At 64.0% G+C, this 16,940-nt stretch carries 18 protein-coding genes; 15 read left to right on the top strand and 3 right to left on the bottom strand.

Annotation, left to right across the window (positions count from 1 at the left end):
• Window positions 1–11 precede the first annotated feature (11 nt).
• Genes ehuD through doeB form a run of 6 tightly spaced genes read left to right on the top strand, consistent with a single transcriptional unit; the run spans window position 12 to window position 5,657 of the window.
• Window positions 12–671, top strand: coding sequence for an ectoine/hydroxyectoine ABC transporter permease subunit EhuD (gene ehuD / locus NKH50_RS16760; protein WP_023677202.1), 660 nt, complete (start codon window positions 12–14; stop codon window positions 669–671).
• Window positions 668–1,441: an ectoine utilization protein EutA gene (gene eutA, locus NKH50_RS16765; RefSeq protein WP_352879930.1), complete on the top strand. Its 774-nt coding sequence runs from the start codon at window positions 668–670 to the stop codon at window positions 1,439–1,441. The genes ehuD and eutA overlap by 4 nt, the downstream gene beginning before the upstream one ends.
• A gap of 10 nt (window positions 1,442–1,451) precedes the next feature.
• Complete coding sequence (eutB, locus tag NKH50_RS16770) at window positions 1,452–2,444, top strand: hydroxyectoine utilization dehydratase EutB (RefSeq protein WP_352879932.1); 993 nt, start codon at window positions 1,452–1,454, stop codon at window positions 2,442–2,444.
• Window positions 2,441–3,433, top strand: a complete 993-nt coding sequence (locus NKH50_RS16775; protein WP_352879934.1) for a cyclodeaminase — start codon at window positions 2,441–2,443, stop codon at window positions 3,431–3,433. Before eutB ends, NKH50_RS16775 begins: the two co-directional genes overlap by 4 nt.
• 38 nt (window positions 3,434–3,471) lie before the next feature.
• Window positions 3,472–4,650 carry an ectoine hydrolase DoeA gene (gene doeA / locus NKH50_RS16780; RefSeq protein WP_352879936.1) on the top strand — a complete coding sequence of 393 codons (1,179 nt, stop codon included), beginning with the start codon at window positions 3,472–3,474 and terminating at the stop codon, window positions 4,648–4,650.
• A 5-nt stretch (window positions 4,651–4,655) separates the two neighbouring features.
• Window positions 4,656–5,657, top strand: coding sequence for a N(2)-acetyl-L-2,4-diaminobutanoate deacetylase DoeB (gene doeB, locus NKH50_RS16785; protein ID WP_352879938.1), 1,002 nt, complete (start codon window positions 4,656–4,658; stop codon window positions 5,655–5,657).
• 3 nt (window positions 5,658–5,660) lie between these two features.
• Here doeB and NKH50_RS16790 read toward each other — a convergent pair whose 3' ends face one another.
• The gene (locus NKH50_RS16790; RefSeq protein ID WP_023677208.1) at window positions 5,661–6,320 is read right to left on the bottom strand and encodes a GntR family transcriptional regulator; all 660 of its coding nucleotides are present in this window, start codon (window positions 6,318–6,320) and stop codon (window positions 5,661–5,663) included.
• A gap of 324 nt (window positions 6,321–6,644) precedes the next feature.
• On the opposite strand from NKH50_RS16790, the gene NKH50_RS16795 reads away from it, so the two are divergent.
• From NKH50_RS16795 to NKH50_RS16835, 9 genes are all read left to right on the top strand, one after another.
• Entirely contained in the window at window positions 6,645–7,772 is a 1,128-nt protein-coding gene (locus NKH50_RS16795; RefSeq protein ID WP_352467659.1) for a BMP family ABC transporter substrate-binding protein, read from the top strand.
• Between the two features lie 20 nt (window positions 7,773–7,792).
• Window positions 7,793–8,917: an ABC transporter permease gene (locus NKH50_RS16800; protein ID WP_352879940.1), complete on the top strand. Its 1,125-nt coding sequence runs from the start codon at window positions 7,793–7,795 to the stop codon at window positions 8,915–8,917.
• Window positions 8,917–9,843, top strand: a complete 927-nt coding sequence (locus tag NKH50_RS16805; RefSeq protein WP_352587285.1) for an ABC transporter permease — start codon at window positions 8,917–8,919, stop codon at window positions 9,841–9,843. Before NKH50_RS16800 ends, NKH50_RS16805 begins: the two co-directional genes overlap by 1 nt.
• A 14-nt stretch (window positions 9,844–9,857) precedes the next feature.
• Window positions 9,858–10,559 carry a biuret amidohydrolase gene (gene biuH / locus NKH50_RS16810; RefSeq protein ID WP_254819471.1) on the top strand — a complete coding sequence of 234 codons (702 nt, stop codon included), beginning with the start codon at window positions 9,858–9,860 and terminating at the stop codon, window positions 10,557–10,559.
• A gap of 52 nt (window positions 10,560–10,611) precedes the next feature.
• Window positions 10,612–12,096 (top strand): ABC transporter ATP-binding protein, encoded by a 1,485-nt coding sequence (locus NKH50_RS16815; protein WP_352689630.1) that lies wholly within the window; start codon window positions 10,612–10,614, stop codon window positions 12,094–12,096.
• Window positions 12,096–12,764 carry a cysteine hydrolase family protein gene (locus NKH50_RS16820; RefSeq protein ID WP_352507101.1) on the top strand — a complete coding sequence of 223 codons (669 nt, stop codon included), beginning with the start codon at window positions 12,096–12,098 and terminating at the stop codon, window positions 12,762–12,764. The genes NKH50_RS16815 and NKH50_RS16820 overlap by 1 nt, the downstream gene beginning before the upstream one ends.
• Window positions 12,757–13,107, top strand: a complete 351-nt coding sequence (locus tag NKH50_RS16825) for a cupin domain-containing protein (RefSeq protein ID WP_352879943.1) — start codon at window positions 12,757–12,759, stop codon at window positions 13,105–13,107. The genes NKH50_RS16820 and NKH50_RS16825 overlap by 8 nt, the downstream gene beginning before the upstream one ends.
• The gene (gene atzF, locus NKH50_RS16830) at window positions 13,104–14,912 is read left to right on the top strand and encodes an allophanate hydrolase (protein WP_352879945.1); all 1,809 of its coding nucleotides are present in this window, start codon (window positions 13,104–13,106) and stop codon (window positions 14,910–14,912) included. The genes NKH50_RS16825 and atzF overlap by 4 nt, the downstream gene beginning before the upstream one ends.
• A 113-nt stretch (window positions 14,913–15,025) precedes the next feature.
• The gene (locus NKH50_RS16835) at window positions 15,026–15,814 is read left to right on the top strand and encodes a sulfite exporter TauE/SafE family protein (RefSeq protein WP_352879947.1); all 789 of its coding nucleotides are present in this window, start codon (window positions 15,026–15,028) and stop codon (window positions 15,812–15,814) included.
• 59 nt (window positions 15,815–15,873) lie between these two features.
• Here NKH50_RS16835 and NKH50_RS16840 read toward each other — a convergent pair whose 3' ends face one another.
• Together NKH50_RS16840 and cueR are read right to left on the bottom strand one after the other, a co-directional pair.
• Window positions 15,874–16,431 (bottom strand): cytochrome c, encoded by a 558-nt coding sequence (locus NKH50_RS16840; RefSeq protein WP_352879949.1) that lies wholly within the window; start codon window positions 16,429–16,431, stop codon window positions 15,874–15,876.
• On the bottom strand, window positions 16,428–16,826 hold the full coding sequence (gene cueR, locus NKH50_RS16845; RefSeq protein WP_352880223.1) for a Cu(I)-responsive transcriptional regulator: 399 nt from the start codon (window positions 16,824–16,826) through the stop codon (window positions 16,428–16,430). The genes NKH50_RS16840 and cueR overlap by 4 nt, the downstream gene beginning before the upstream one ends.
• Window positions 16,827–16,940 lie beyond the last annotated feature (114 nt).

Below are 16,940 nucleotides of genomic sequence, written 5' to 3' on the forward strand. Positions count from 1 at the left end.
CGGGCCTGCTAATGGAATGGGATTGGGATTTTGTCCGGCAGATCCTGCCGACGCTGATCGAGGGGGTGAAGATCACCATCCTGGCGACGCTGCTCGGCTCGGTGCTGGCGGCCATCGTTGGGCTGGGCATCGCGTTGGCGCGCCGGTCGCCGAACAGGGCTCTGTCGCGCACCGTCGGTTTCCTTGCCGAGTTCATCCGTGGCACGCCGCTGTTGGTGCAGCTCTATTTCATCTTCTACGTGCTGCCGGATTTCGGCATCCTGTTGCCGCCGCTGGTGGCGGGCGTCATCGGTCTCGGGCTGCATTACGGAACTTACACGGCCGAGGTCTACCGCGCCGGCATAGACAATGTGCCCCGCGGCCAGTGGGAAGCGGCCAAGGCCTGCAATCTGAACGCCACGCAGACCTGGACACACATCATCATTCCGCAGGCAATTCCGCCGATGATCCCGGCGCTTGCCAATTATTTCATCGCCATGTTCAAAGAGACTCCGCTGCTGTCGGCGATCACAGTGCTGGAACTGATGAACCAGGCCAAGAGCGTCGCCAATACCTATTATCGGTATATCGAACCGATCACCTTGGTCGGCGCCTTCTTCCTCGCCATCAGCCTGTTCTCGGTGGTGCTGCTGCGCTGGCTGGAACACCGTTATGGGCGGATCGAACGATGAGCGCTGCACCCGATATCCGCCTGCACTCGGCCCGGCCGGCGCTCGATGCGCGTCCGCTGGAAAAGCGGGTCGGCCTGATCATCCTTGCCACCGACCATACGAGCGAACCGGATTTTCACCGCATGGTGGCAAGCGACCGCATCGGCGTCTATGTCGCGCGCATCCCCTACGCCAACCCGACGACGCCGGACAATTTGCGCAAGATGCAGCCGTCACTGACGGCGGCCGCGGCCCTGATCCTGCCCGACGAGCCGCTCGATGCGATCTGCTATTCCTGCACCTCAGCTTCCGTCGTGATCGGCGATGCCGAAATCGAGGCGGCGGTGCAGGCCGCCAAGCCCGGCGTGCCGGTGGTCACGCCGCCGATGGCCGGGGTGCGCGGCCTGAAGGCGCTGGGCGCCAAGACGATCAGCATCCTCACTCCCTATACGGTCGAGACCAGCCGGCCGATGGCGGCCTATTTCAGCGAGCATGGTTTCGAAATCGTCAGCTTCACTTGCCTCGGCTTCGAGGATGATCGCGAGATGGCGCGGATTGCGCCGAAATCCTTGGTCGACCTTGCCCGTGACGCGATGGCCCCGCAGGCCGACGCGCTGTTCGTGTCCTGCACGGCGCTGCGGTCGGCGGCGGCGGTTGTGGGCATGGAAGAGGCAATCGGCCGCCCTGTTGTCACCAGCAACCAGGCGACGGCCTGGAATTGCCTGCGCCTTTGCGGCGACGACGAGCCGCGTCCTGAATTCGGCCGTCTGATGACGCTGCCGTTGAACTGATTGCAGAGCCATGACCACGTCTAGGATAAGCCTCTCCGACATCCGGGCCGCGCGCGAGCGCATCGCAGGCAAGGTCGAGCGTACGCCGACCGTCACCTCTCGGAGTCTTTCCCAGCACTTGGGCGCTCCTGTTTATCTCAAGCTCGAACATTGGCAGACCACCGGCGCCTTCAAGCTGCGCGGTGCCTCGAACGCTATCGCTTGGCTGACAGACGAGGAGAGGGCGCGTGGCGTCGTCGCTGCCTCGACCGGCAACCACGGCCGGGCGCTTGCCTATGCCGCTCGACTGCAAGGCATCCACGCGACGATCTGCATGTCGCGGCTGGTGCCGCAGAACAAGCTGGACGAGATCCGTCGGCTCGGCGCCGAGATCCGCATCGTCGGCAACAGCCAGGACGATGCGCAGCGGGAGGTCGAACGGCTGGTCGCGGAAGAGGGGCTGATCATGCTGCCGCCCTTCGACCATCCTGCCATTGTCGCCGGGCAAGGCACGCTCGGGCTGGAGATCATCGAACAGGTTCCGGACGCCGCCTTGGTGCTGGTGCCGCTTTCCGGCGGTGGGCTGGCGGCTGGCGTCGCTGCTGCCGTGAAGGGCGTCAGCCCGGCGACGAAGGTGATGGGCGTTTCAATGGCGCGCGGTGCGGCGATGAAGGCGAGCCTCGACGCCGGACATCCGGTTTTGGTCGAGGAACTGCCGACGCTGGCCGATTCCCTCGGCGGCGGCATAGGCCTCGACAACCGGCTGACCTTTTCCATGTGCCGCGACCTGCTCGACGATGTGATCCTGCTCAGCGAGGACGAGATCGCCACCGGCATCCGCCATGCCTATGAACAGGAGCGCGAGATCGTCGAAGGCGCCGGCGCGGTCGGCATCGCGGCCGTGCGTGCCGGCAAGGTCAGGGCGAGCGGCCCGACGGTGCTCGTGCTGTCCGGCCGCAACATCGACATGACACTGCACCGCAAGATCATCTGCGGCGAAGCAATTGCGGAGAGCGCAGCATGAGCCGTATGACGATCCTCACCGAAGGTGAATTGCGCAAGATCGTGAAGCTCGATCTCGATGCCGTCGCCTGCGTCGAGAATGCGTTCCGGGCGCTCGCTACCTTGCCGGTGGCGATGCCGCCGATCCTGCGGCTGGACATTCCAGAGCATCGCGGCGAGGTCGACGTCAAGACCGCCTATGTACCGGGTATCGACGGTTTTGCGATCAAGATCAGCCCCGGCTTTTTCGATAATCCCAAGCTCGGCCTGCCCAGCGTCAACGGTATGATGGTGCTGCTGTCGGCGAAAACCGGATTGGTCGAGGCGCTGCTGCTCGACAATGGCTATCTCACCGACATCCGCACGGCGGCGGCCGGCGCGGTTGCCGCCAAGCATCTGTCGCGGCCGGGTTCCTCCGTTGCCGCGATCTTCGGCGCCGGTGTTCAGGCCGGACTGCAGCTCGAAGCGCTGATGCTGGTGCGGCCGATCACCGAGGGTCGCATCTGGGCAAGGGATGCCGCCAAGGCCGAGGCCGCGGCCGACGCATTGTCCGAAAGACTGGGCATCGCCGTTCACGCCGAGCCCGACGCGGCAAAGGCTGCGGCCGATGCCGACATCATCGTCACCACGACGCCGTCGACCGAGCCGCTGATCAAGGCCGGCTTCGTCTCCGCCGGCCAGCATATCACTGCCATGGGCTCGGATGCCGAGCACAAGAACGAGATCGCGCCGGCGATCCTGCGCATGGCCGATCTCTACGTCGCCGATAGCGCCAAACAGACGCGCCGGCTGGGCGAACTGCACCATGCTATCGCGGCGGGCGTGATGGCGTCCGATGCCGAAATCACCGAGCTTGGCCACATCATCGCCGGCGAAAGGCATGGCCGGCGCTCGGACAGCGACATCACCATTGCCGACCTGACCGGCACCGGCGTGCAGGACACGGCGATCGCCACGCTCGCCCGCGACCGTGCGCGTGCAGCCAAGACCGGTACGATTTTCGAAAGCTGATGCTGGCCGCAAGGCCCAACAAACGAGGACCAAGAACAATGCAGCCCAACTTGAAATTCTCGCGCGGCGAATATGCGGAGCGCCTCGCCAAGACGCGGAAGGCAATGGAGGCCAAGGGCGTCGATCTGCTCGTCGTCAGCGATCCGTCCAACATGGCGTGGCTGACCGGCTACGACGGCTGGTCGTTCTACGTGCACCAGGCTGTCATCGTGCCGCCGTCGGGTGAGCCGGTGTGGTACGGGCGCGGCCAGGACGCCAATGGCGCCAAGCGCACCGCCTATCTCGCGCACGACAACATCATCGGCTATGCCGACCACTATGTGCAGTCGACCGAGCGCCATCCGATGGATTTTCTGTCCAGCGTGCTCTCCGATCGCGGCTGGGGCAAGCTCAGCATCGGCGTCGAGATGGACAATTACTGGTTCTCGGCCGCTGCCTTCGCAGCGCTGCAGAAGCACTTACCCAATGCCCGCTTCGTCGACGCCACGGCACTCGTCAACTGGCAGCGCGCAGTGAAGAGCCCGACCGAAATCGACTACATGCGCAAAGCCGCCCGCATCGTCGAGGCAATGCACGAGCGCATCGTCGACAAGATCGAGGTCGGCATGCGCAAATGCGACCTGGTCGCCGAGATCTACGATGCCGGCACGCGCGGCATCGACGGCATCGGCGGCGACTATCCGGCGATCGTGCCGCTGCTGCCGTCGGGCGCCGACGCATCGGCGCCGCATCTGACCTGGGACGACAGGCCGATGAAATCGGGCGAGGGCACCTTCTTCGAGATCGCCGGCTGCTACAACCGCTATCACTGCCCGCTGTCGCGGACCGTGTTCCTTGGTAAACCGACGCAGGAATTCCTCGATGCCGAAGAGGCGACGCTGGAAGGCATGGAGGCGGGACTTGCCGCCGCCAAGCCTGGCAACACATGCGAGGACATCGCCAACGCCTTCTTCGCGGTGCTGAAGCGGTACGGCATCGTCAAGGACAACCGCACCGGCTACCCGATCGGGCTTTCCTATCCGCCTGACTGGGGCGAGCGCACGATGAGCCTGCGTCCAGGCGACCGCACCGAGTTGAAGCCCGGTATGACCTTCCATTTCATGACCGGCTTGTGGCTTGAGACGATGGGGCTGGAAATCACCGAATCCATCCTGATCACCGAGACGGGCGTCGAGTGCCTGGCGAATGTGCCGCGCAAACTGGTGGTGAAGAATTGAGCCCGATGTCCAGCCTTCGCCCGTCACCGATCACGCCGACCGTCGATTTCGAGCGCGACGGCGTGCAGCACGGTTTCCTGCGCCTGCCTTACAGCCGCGACGATTCCGCCTGGGGATCGGTGATGATCCCGATCTGCGTCATCCGCAACGGCAAGGGGCCGAGCGCATTGCTCACCGGCGGCAATCATGGCGACGAGTATGAGGGGCCGCTGGCGCTCTTCGATCTCGCCCGTACGCTCGACCCGAAGCAAGTCAGCGGCACGATCATCATCGTGCCGGCGATGAACTATCCGGCGTTCCGCGCCGGCACACGCACCTCGCCGATCGACAAGGGCAATCTAAACCGCAGCTTTCCCGGCCGGCCCGACGGCACGGTGACCGAGAAGATCGCCGATTATTTCCAGCGCGAGCTTCTGCCCCGTACAGACATCGCGCTCGACTTCCACTCCGGCGGCAAGACGCTCGACTTCGTGCCGTTCTGCGCCGCCCACATCCGGCCCGACAAGGTGCTGGAAGCGAAGGGTTTCGCTGCGGTTGAAGCCTTCTCCGCACCCTGGTCGATGAAAATGCTGGAGATCGACGCGGTCGGCATGTTCGACACTGCCGCCGAAGAGATGGGCAAGCTGTTCATCACCACCGAGCTTGGCGGCGGCGGGACTTCGCGCGCGGAAACGGTGCGGATCGCACGTCGCGGCGTGCTCAACGTGCTGCGTCATGCCGGCATCGTCGCCGGCGCGGTCGAGATGCAGCCAACCCGCTGGCTCGACATGCCGTCCGGCGATTGCTTCTCGTTCGCCGAGGACGACGGGATGATCGAAACCATGATCGATCTCGGCGAGCCGGTGGCAGAGAACCAGGTGCTGGCACGTATCCATTCCATAGGCCGCACCGGCGGCGCGTCGCAGGAGATCCGGGCCAAAATGTCCGGTCTGTTGGCGGCGCGGCATTTTCCGGGGCTGGTCAAGGCCGGCGACTGCGCTGCCGTGGTCGCCGTGCTGGTCGATTGATGGTTAGGAAGCCGATGTCGGGAACGGCTCGGTCCTGCCTTTGGGGCGATCGCCGATGGCAAAGACGGCGCTCGCCTCGCTGACGATCGAGACATGATCCTTGGCGGCTGTTCCGGCCGCCGCACTGTCGCCGCGCATGATTGCTGTCACGATGGCGTCATGCTCCTGCCACGACTGGGCTAGCCGGCCGGGCAGCATGAATTGCGCGCGCCGGAACGGCGCCAGGCGGCCGCGGGTCATGACGGTCAGTTCATAAATGTGCTTGCTGTGGGCGCCGCGATAGAGCCGGGTGTGGAATTCGGTGTTGAAAAGCTCATACTCTTCTTCGGCACCGAGCTGCACGAAGCGCGCCGAGGCCTGGTGCTCGGCCTCTAGCGTGCGGCGCTCGCCAGCGGTCATGCGCTCGGCCGAGAACCGCGCGCAGATCGCTTCAAGCTCGGCCATGCTTTCGAACATCGAGGCGAGGTGCTCCTGCGTCACCACGGCAACGGTGGCGCCGCGGTTCGGCCGTCGTTCGACCAGTCCCATGGCGCTGAGCCGGCTGAGCGCTTCCCTGATCGGCGTGCGTGAGACGTCGAAGCGGGCGGCGAGCGAGGCCTCGTCGAGCTTTTCGCCCGGGCGCAGGAAACCGGTGACGATCCGGTCGCTGATCGCCCTCACCATCTGATCGACGGTCGTGCCCGACCTGATCAAATTGCGCTTTCCCGACACGTCTCCTCCGTCCAGTCTTTTCGCTAGAGCCGTAAGCCACTCACCGGCTTCGATTCCTCCGCATCTCTGTATGCCTATGTTTTAGCCTTCATGTCAAATTGGCGATTTTGGAGGCAAAAAGTGTATGCAATTGCTCCGGCTTTGTGCAGTCCACATCGACACACTCATTGATATTGCTGAATAAATCTCATTTCTGAAACTTGGCATGCTGATTGCATACACTTCTCTCATTGAGGTGTTAACCGGCCCCAAAGGCCCCATAGAGGGAGCATTCAAATGTCCGAGAGATTCATGCTTAGCCGCCGCGACCTGCTCAAGACCTCCGCCGCCGGAGCGGCGCTCGGCCTTGCGTCCGCATCGTTTCCGATCAGCAGGGCCTTCGCCGCGACGGCCACTGTCGGCTTCATCTATGTCGGGCCAAAGGACGATTACGGCTACAACCAGGCGCATGCCGAAGGCGCCGCCACGCTGAAGGGGATCGAAGGAATTTCCGTCGTCGAGGAGGAGAACGTGCCGGAGACGGTCGACGTGCAGAAGACGATGGAATCGATGATCAATCTCGACGGTGCGTCGCTGATCTTCCCGACCTCGTTCGGCTATTTCGATCCGCACATGCTCGCCATGTGCGCGAAATTCCCCGACGTGCAGTTCCGCCATTGCGGTGGCATGTGGAACAAGGACAAGCATCCGATGAATGCCGGTTCCTATTTCGGCTATATCGGCATGGGCCAGTATCTGAACGGCGTCGTCGCCGGTCACACCAGCAAAACCAAGAAGCTCGGCTTCGTCGCGGCAAAGCCGATCCCGCAGGTGTTGCTCAACATCAATTCCTTCCTGCTCGGCGCGCGCTCGGTCGACCCGACCATCACCTGCCAGGTGATCTTCACCGGCGAGTGGTCGCTAGCGGTCAAGGAGGCCGAGGCCACCAATGCGCTGGTCGACCAGGGTGCCGACGTCATCACCTGCCATGTCGATAGCCCCAAGGTGGTGGTCGAGACGGCGGCCGGGCGTGGCGCCTTCGTCTGCGGCTATCATGCCAACCAGAGCCCGCTGGCGCCGGAAAAATACCTGACCGGCGCGGAATGGAACTGGGCCAAGGTCTACAAGATGTTCGTCGACGATCTGGTGGCGGGCACGCCGCTGCCCAATTTCACGCGCGGCGGCCTGGCCGACGGCTTCGTCAAGATGAGCCCGCTCGGCCCGGCCGTCGGCGATGCCGCCCGCAAGCAGTTCGACGGCACGCTGGCCGAAATGATGAAAGGCGGCTTTTCCGTCATCAAGGGTCCGCTGAAGAGCAACAAGGGCGTCGTCGTCGCGACCGAAGGCCAGGCCTTCGCCGAGACCGCGCTCGAACTCGAAAGCATGGACTACCTGGTCGAGGGCGTCGTCGGTTCGACCGCCTGAACCGGATCGGAGACGGGGCCATGGCAGACACGATCAGCACTGCGGGCGCACCGGCGCTGTTTGGCGCCAGGAATTATCCGGCGGCGCTCGAATGGGCGGCGCGGCGGGCGGAAGCCTTCGTCATACCGCTCGCGGCACTGATCGTCGGCATGGCGCTGTTCAGCGTGTTCATCGCGCTGGTCGGCAAATCGCCGGTGCAACTCTACGAGACGATGTGGCGCGGCGGCTTCGGCTCGTGGTTCTCGATCCAGAACTCGCTGTCACGGGCAGCACCGCTTTTGCTGGCAGCGCTCTGCGTGGCGCTGCCGGCCCGGCTCGGCCTCGTCGTCATCGGCGGCGAAGGCGCGATCGTGCTGGGCGGCGTTGCCGCCGCCGCCATCGGCGTCGCGGCGAATGGCGCGCCGGCTTTTCTGGTCATCCTGCTGATGGGCGTGGCGGGCGCGGTCGCCGGCGGCATCTGGATCGGTGCCGTCGGCGCACTCCGCCACTACCGCGCCGTCAACGAAACCATCTCCAGTCTGCTGATGGCCTATATCGCCATCGCGCTGATGAACCATCTGGTCGAAGGGCCTCTGCGCGATCCGGCTTCGCTCAACAAACCCTCGACCGAGCCGCTGGCGGATGCCTACCGCATCGGCAACATTCCAGGCATGGACGTGCACTGGGGCCTGGTCGTCGGCATTCTCGCCTGCGTCTTGTCCTGGCTGTTGATCGAAAAGACGCGCTGGGGGTTTGCCGCCCGCATCGCCGGCGGCAATGTCAGGGCAGCTCAGGTGCAAGGGCTTGCCGTCGGGCCGCTGATCGTCGGCTTCACCGGGCTCGCCGGCGGCTTCGCCGGGCTGGCCGGCATGCTGGAGGTCGGCGCCGTTCAAGGCAGCGCCAACGCCTCGCTCGCCGCCGGCTATGGCTATACCGGCATCCTCGTCGCCTTCCTCGCCCGCCACAATCCGCTCGCCATCATCCCGGTCGCTTTCCTGCTCGGCGGTATCGGCGCTTCTGGCGGGCTGATCCAGCGCCGCATGGACCTGCCCGACGCGACCGTGCTGGTGCTGCAAGGCATGCTCTTCGTCGTCATCCTGTTCAGCGAAACCTTTTACGGCCGCTTCAAGGTCTTCAATCCCGATCTGTGGAAGAGGGGCTCCTGATGGACGCGACCGAGATCGGCCTGTGGGGCGTGCCGCTCGCCATTCTCGGCGGCGCCATCCGCGTTTCGACGCCCTTCATCTTCGTCTCGCTCGGCGAAGCCATCACCGAGCGCTCCGGCCGCATCAATCTTGGCCTCGAAGGCACGCTGGTCTTCGGTGCGATGACCGCCTATGCGGTCGCAGTGATGACCGGCTCGCCATGGCTCGGTCTGCTGGCTGCCGCAGGTGCCGGTCTTTGCTTCGGCCTGTTCCATGGCTGGATCTGCAAATTCCGCGGGGTGAACGACATCGCCATCGGCATCGCGCTGATGCTGTTCGGCTCCGGTCTCGCCTTCTTCTTCGGCAAGCCGTTTATCCAGCCCTCGGCACCAGACCTGCCGGCCATCGCCTTCGGTGGCTGGTCGGATATCCCGCAGGTGCAGGCGGCGCTCAACGTCAACATCCTGTTCCTGATTGGTGCCGCACTTGCCGTGTTCCTATGGTGGGCGTTCCGCAACACCCGCGCCGGCCTGATCGTGCGCGTCGTCGGCGACAGCTCCGATGCGGCGCGCGCCATGGGCCTCAATCCCAACACCGTGCGCCTGCTTGCGACAGGTGTCGGCGGTGCGCTTGCTGGCATCGGCGGCGCCTATCTGTCGCTCTATTATCCCGGCAGCTGGACCGAACGCATCTCGTCGGGGCAGGGCCTGATGGCGGTGGCGCTGGTCATCTTCGCGCGCTGGAATCCGCTCGGCTGCTTTGCCGCGGCACTATTGTTCGGCGGTGCGGGCGCGCTGGGCCCGGCACTGCAATCGGTCGGGGTGACGCAGGGCTACTATCTCTTCTACGCCGCGCCTTACATCCTCACGCTCATCATCATGATCGCCACCTCGTCGCCGAGCCGCTCGCTTGCCGGCGCGCCGGGCGAATTGTCGATCACCAAATAACTGGAGTTTTTCCGATGAACGCCAGAGCCGAGATCACCCAGCGCTACATCGATGCCGATCCCTATCCATGGCCCTATAATGGCGAGCTGCGGCCAGACAATACGGCGCTGATCATCATCGACATGCAGACCGATTTCTGCGGGCCGGGCGGCTATGTCGATCATATGGGCTACGATCTTTCGCTGGTGCGGGCGCCGATCGAGCCGATCAAGTCGGTGCTCGCAGCCATGCGGGCCAAGGGCTACACCATCATCCACACGCGCGAGGGCCACCGGCCCGATCTCGCCGACCTGCCGGCCAACAAGCGCTGGCGCTCGCGCCGCATCAATGCCGGCATCGGCGACCCCGGACCATGCGGGCGCATCCTGGTGCGCGGCGAACCCGGCTGGGACATCATCCCCGACCTCTATCCGGCGGTGGGCGAACCGATCATCGACAAGCCGGGCAAGGGCTCGTTCTGCGCCACCGACCTCGAACTGATCCTGCACCAGCGCGGCATCGAAAACATCGTGCTGACCGGCATCACCACCGATGTCTGCGTCCACACGACGATGCGCGAGGCCAACGATCGCGGCTTCGAATGCGTGATGCTGGAGGATTGCTGCGGCGCGACCGATTACGGCAACCATCTTGCCGCGATCAAGATGATCAAGATGCAGGGCGGCGTGTTCGGCGCGGTGTCGAACTCGGCATCCTTCGTCGCGCAGCTGCCGTGAGGACACGATCTTGAGCGGAGCCAAGAAAGCCGTCGGCGTCGAGACCATCGGCATGACCATGCGCTTCGGCGCCTTCACCGCGCTGGACGACGTCTCGATAAAGGTGCCGGCGGGATCGTTCCATGCGCTGCTCGGCGAAAACGGCGCCGGCAAGTCGACGCTGGTCAAATGCATGATGGGTTTTTATCACCCGACCGCCGGCGACATGCTGGTCGAAGGCCGCGAGGTCGCGATCGCCAGTCCCAAGGACGCTTCGGCGCTAGGGCTCGGCATGGTCTATCAGCATTTCACGCTCGTCCCGTCGCTGACCGGCGCGGAGAATCTGGTTATTTCGCGCGAGAAGGTGCCCGGGGTCATCGACTGGCGCAAAGAGCGCGCCGCACTTGCGCAATTCATGCAGCGTATGCCGTTCAAGCTGCCGCTCGACGTCAAGGTGGCCGAACTCGCGGCCGGCGAGAAGCAGAAGCTCGAAATCATCAAGCAGCTCTATCTCGGCCGCAGTTTCCTGGTGCTCGACGAGCCGACCTCGGTGCTCACTCCCGGCGAAGCGCAGGAGGTGCTTGGGCTGGTGCGCGACATGACAAGGAGCGGCGACCTTACGGTGCTGATGATCTCGCATAAATTCCACGAGGTGACGGCGTTTGCCGACGACATCACAGTGCTGCGCAAGGGCAGACTGACCGGAACCGGGAAGGTCTCCGACCTTTCCCACAAGCAGATGGCGGCGATGATGATCGGCGACCAGCCGATTTCAGCGCTCGACAGTCGTGCTCCGGTGCCGGCTGGAGCCCGGCAGGTGCTTACGGTGAAGTCGCTAAAGGCGCCCGACCGCACCGGCTTGAAAACCATCGACATCGGCGAACTCGATGTTAAGTCCGGCGAGATCGTCGGCGTTGCCGGCATTTCCGGCAACGGCCAGAAGGAGTTTCTCGAAGTCCTTGCCGGACAGCGGGCGCGCAATGCCGGCGACATTCTGGTGAAGGGCTCGCCCTATGGCGCCAGCCGCAGCGAGGCGCGCACGCTCAATGTCCGCTTCATTCCGGAGGAACCGTTGCGCAATGCCTGCGCACCGAAGATGACGGTCGCGGAAAACATGGCCTTCCGGACCTTCGACCTCGACGAGGCCGGCAAGCCGGTCAGCTGGATCAGGATGAGCGCGATCAGGGACTACGCGGCGCGTCTGGTTGAACAGTTCAAGGTCAAGACCGCCTCGCTCGCTTCGCCGATTTCGTCGCTGTCGGGCGGCAATGTGCAGCGCGCGGTGCTGGCGCGCGAGCTGACCGGCGAAGTCGATCTTCTGATCGTCTCCAACCCGTGTTTCGGCCTCGACTTCTCCGCCGTGGCCGAAATCCGCGCCCGTATCATGAAGGCGCGCAATGCCGGCGCCGCGGTGCTTCTGATGTCGGAGGACCTCGACGAACTGCTTGAACTTTCGGACCGCATCTTCGTCATGTCCGACGGTGCGCTGGTCTACGAGACGCCGATCGCGCAGGCGAGCGTGCAGACGATTGGCGAGCACATGGCGGGACATCATTGATGGCGGAGATCGAGGCGCTGCCGTTTCCGTTTGCCTTCAAGCCTGAGACGATGGCGCTGGTCGTCATCGACATGCAGCGCGATTTCGCCGAGCCGGGCGGCTTCGGCGCCAGCCTCGGCAACGACGTCAGCCGGGTCACGGCGATTGTGCCGACGGTGAAGAGGCTGATCGAGGGGTTCCGCACCGCCGGCCTGCCGGTGATCCACACGATGGAGTGCCACAAGGCAGACCTTTCGGATCTGCCGCCGGCCAAGCGCAACCGCGGCAACCCATCGATACGGATCGGCGACGTCGGGCCGATGGGTCGCCTGCTGATCGTGGGCGAGCCGGGAACGGCGATCCTCGATGAACTTGCGCCACTGCCTGGCGAGATCGTCATCGAAAAACCCGGCAAGGGCGCATTCTATGCCACCACCTTCGGCGACGACCTAAAGCGGCTCGGCGCACAGCAATTGGTCTTTGCCGGAGTGACGACGGAGGTCTGCGTGCAGACGACGATGCGCGAGGCCAACGACCGCGGCTATGATTGCCTGCTCGCCGACGATGCGACGGAGAGCTATTTTCCCGAGTTCAAGGCGGCAGCGCTGGCCATGATCAGGGCGCAGGGCGCCATCGTCGGCTGGACCGCAACGACCGATCAGGTGCTCGAGGGAATTTCCAATGCCTAACATTGCATACCGGGCTCTCATTCAAGGGGGCTGGCGCGACCTGCCGTTCGAGCGTTTCCGCGATGGCATTACAGTGCATTGGCTGCTCAAGGGCGGACCGACGGAACCGTCGGTGGCGATCCTGAACTACCGGGCGGGCGCCGGCGTGCCGCGTCATCGCCATGCCGGGCTGGAAACGATCATCGTGCTGGAAGGCACACAGAGCGACGAGAACGGCGATTATGCCGCGGGCAGCGTGATCCTGAACCCGGTCGGAACCGAGCATTCGGTGTGGACAAAAGACGGCTGCGTCGTACTCATCCAGTGGAACCTGCCGGTAGTCATTCTGGACGAGGCCAAATGAGCGACATCCGCTTCGATATAGCGAGCTTGCACGCCGCCTATCAGGCCGGCGTCGGCATCGGCGAGGTGATCGATACGATCCATGCGCGGCTTGCGACAGCCGACGATCCGGGCATCTTCATTCATCTGGCGAGCAGGGCGGAGATGCTTGCCGAAGCAGAAAAGCTCGGCCCGTTCGACCCCGTGGCAAAGCCGCTGTGGGGCGTACCATTCGCGGTCAAGGACAACATCGATGTCGCCGGCATGCCGACGACGGCAGCATGTGCGGAATATGCCTACTTGCCGGTAAAAGACGCTAACGTCGTCGCACGCCTCAAGGCCGCCGGCGCGCTGGTCGTCGGCAAGAGCAATCTCGACCAGTTCGCCACCGGCCTCGTCGGCGTGCGCACGCCCTATCCGATCCCGAGGAACGCGATCGATCCAAAACTGGTGCCGGGCGGCTCGTCTTGCGGCTCGGCCGTGGCGACGGCACGCGGCATCGTCTCGTTCGCGCTCGGCACCGACACCGCCGGCTCGGGGCGCATACCCGCCGGCCTTAACAACATTATCGGGCTGAAGCCGAGCGTCGGCGCGCTGTCGGCCGCCGGCGTCGTGCCGGCCTGCCGGACACTAGACTGCGTCTCGGTGTTCGCGTTCACCGTCGACGACGCCTACAGGGTGTTCGAGATCGCGGCGGCAAAGGACAACGCCGATCCCTATTCGCGCGACTTCGCCATTCAGGCCCTTGCCGCGCGCCCGCCGGTGCTGACGGTCGGCGTGCCGGCCAGGGCCGACTGGACGTTCTTCGGCGACCAGGCGATGCAGGCGGGCTTCGAGGCCGCTCTTGCCGCGCTGGAAGAGCTGGGCTGCAGGCTGGTCGAAATCCCGTTCGGCGATTTCTACGCCACCGCCAATCTGCTTTACGAAGGCGCCTGGGTGGCGGAGCGTTACGCCGCGATCAAGGACTTCATGGAAGCCAACGAGGCGGCCATGCATCCGGTGACACGGCAGATCATCGGCGGTGCGCGAAAGCTTTCGGCGGCGGACGCTTTCAACGGGCTCTATGCCTTGCAAGGCTATAAGGCCAAGGTTGCGCCGGTCATCGCCATGGTCGATCTTTTCTGCGTGCCGACCGCGCCGACGCATTACACGGTTGAAGCGGTGTTGGCTGACCCCATCGTCACCAACAGCCGGCTCGGCACCTACACCAATTTCGTCAATCTGCTCGACATGTGCGGCATTTCGGTGCCGAGCGGAACTCGTAGCGACGGTTTGCCGATGAGCATCACCTTGCTTGCCGCGGCGGGCAAGGACCATCTGACGGCGTCGCTTGCGCGCGACGTGCATGCGGCAAGCGGCCTTTCGCTGGGCGCTACCGGCTGGCCGCTGCCGCCGCGTGGCAATGCTCGCGCGGACGTGGATGAAGGCACGATCGAGCTGGCCGTGGTCGGCGCGCATCTGTCGGGGATGGCGTTGAACGGCCAGCTGCAGCAGCTCGGCGCAATGTTCGCGCGGGCTGCGAGAACGGCGCCGCTCTACCGGCTTTACGCGCTTGCCGGCCAGTCGGTGCCGCGACCGGGGCTCGAGCGGACCTGCAATGGCAAGGGGACAGCGATCGAGGTCGAAGTCTGGCGGCTCTCGCCGCAAGCCTTCGGGCGCTTCGTCGCCGCGATCCCGCCGCCGCTCGGCATCGGGACGCTTCTGCTCGACGATGGAACGTCGCCAAAAGGCTTCCTCGTCGAAAGTGCCGGCCTCACCGATGCAAAGGAGATCTCGCATTTCGGCGGCTGGCGCAGTTTCATGGCGGATCAGCAGCTGCGGAGCTGACGCTATCACTCGACCTTTTGCCGGAACTTCGAATGGACTGCTGAGTAATCCAGAGCGGAACGTATAAAGTCGCGCTGGTTGAAAACTTCGATGCCTTCGCAGCATATGGGCGGATGACAATTCGACGTGGAATCTTTCCCTTTATCATTGGAACTGGCGTCGGTTCGCTTGGTGGACTGATTGGGCTTGGCGGGGCAGAGTTCCGCCTTCCGTTCCTGATTGGCCTGTTTCGCTTTGCCGCCCTCGAAGCTGTGATCCTGAACAAGGCGACCAGTTTGGTCGTCGTCGCCACGGCATTGCCGTTCCGAGCAGCGGCGGTGCCGCTGCCTTCCGTCGCGGCGCAATGGCCGATCATACTCAATCTGTTGACCGGCAGCCTTCTAGGCGCTTGGTTCGGAGCAGGATGGGCAACGAAATTGAAGTCGCAAACGCTCTACAGGGTGATTGCCGGTTTGCTGGTGTTGATCGCTATCGTTCTGGTCTTTGGTCACGACCCGAGCGCGACAGGCAAACCGCTGTTCAGTGGTGCGGCACTGATCGTCGCCGGCATCATTGCCGGCTTTGCAATCGGCATCGTGGCATCTCTGCTAGGCGTGGCAGGAGGCGAGCTTCTTATCCCGACACTGGTTCTCCTGTTCGGCGCCGATATTAAGCTGGCGGGCTCTCTGTCGCTTGCGGTGAGCTTGCCAACCATGCTCGTGGGCTTCACCCGCTACAGCCGGGATCAAAGCTTTTCACTGATCGGCAGGAACAAGACGTTCTTGCTTGTCATGGCAGCGGGTTCAATTGTCGGAACGTTCATCGGGGGCTTGCTGCTCGGCATTGTGCCGGAGCAAGTTCTCTTGCCAATCTTGGCCGCAATCCTGGTCATTTCGGCATACAAGATCTGGCGGCACAACTAGGCACAGAAACTGACCCAGGACCGATGGTCGAATCTTGCCGGCTGGCGTCCAGCCGGCCATCACTCGACCCTTTGCCGAAACTTCGAGTGACAGCTCGAGCAATCCTGCAAGATTAGATGCAGGAGGTGCTCCGCCGGCAATTTAGTGGGATCGGCTTCCGCGAGTGATGGTCGCTTGCCAAGCAGGCTGCCACCGCCCATCGCCAGGCCGGACCCCATTCTCATGTCGTCGGTGATGCGCGGCGGCGCCTGCTCGGCGTCGGAGGCCAGAGCGCGGGCCAGCGTCCCGATATGACGAGCCAGTGCTTCGAACTCCGCGCGGGCGGGGTCGATATCCGGCTTGGCGCCTGAAGGCGCACCCAACGTCGCGCTGGGGAATCCGGCAATCAAGGCAGAGCCGGTGCGGGCGCGGATGGTCTCGGCCGCCGCCTTGAAGGCTGCGGCGTCGTATGCCCGCTTGCCGTCGAACATCCCGGCGATCGTCTCTGCCGCCTCGGCCATTTCCTTCATCGAGGTCTGGCGAGCCTCGATGACCGCATCACGGTCCGAATGGGCGGCGGCGAGTACGACAGAGACGCAGGCAAGCGACAGCACTGTTGCAGCAGCTGCGAGCCTCACTGCGCCATGCCTTGTCCCGCCAGCTCGTCGATGATCGGGCAATCCGGCCGCTCGTCGCCGTGGCAGTGACTGACCAGATGGTGGAGCAAGCCGCGCAATCCGACCAGTTCGGCGATCTTCCTTTCGATCTCCACCAGCTTGGCTTTCGCGATCGCCTTCACGTCGGCGCTGTCACGTTCCCTGTCCTGGTACAGCGAGAGCAACTGGCGGCATTCGTCGACCGAAAACCCCAGGCTTCGCGAGCGCTGCAGGAAGCGCAGCCGGTGAATATCGGCCGTCGAGTAATCGCGATAGCCATTGTCTGTCCGGGCCGGATGCAAGAGCCCGATGTCCTCGTAATAACGGATCGTCTTGGACGGCAGGCCGGATTTTTCGGATGCGATACCGATGTTCATGGCGGAAATCTCCTTTGTCAGAGGAAATAGACCTTCCAGTAGATGGAAGGTCAACATGATGTGGCGATTTTGGATGCCCGACGCAACCGCCCACCGGCTCCAACCGTTTGCCTG

Source organism: Mesorhizobium sp. M1027 (assembly GCF_040318745.1).
GTDB lineage: Bacteria > Pseudomonadota > Alphaproteobacteria > Rhizobiales > Rhizobiaceae > Mesorhizobium.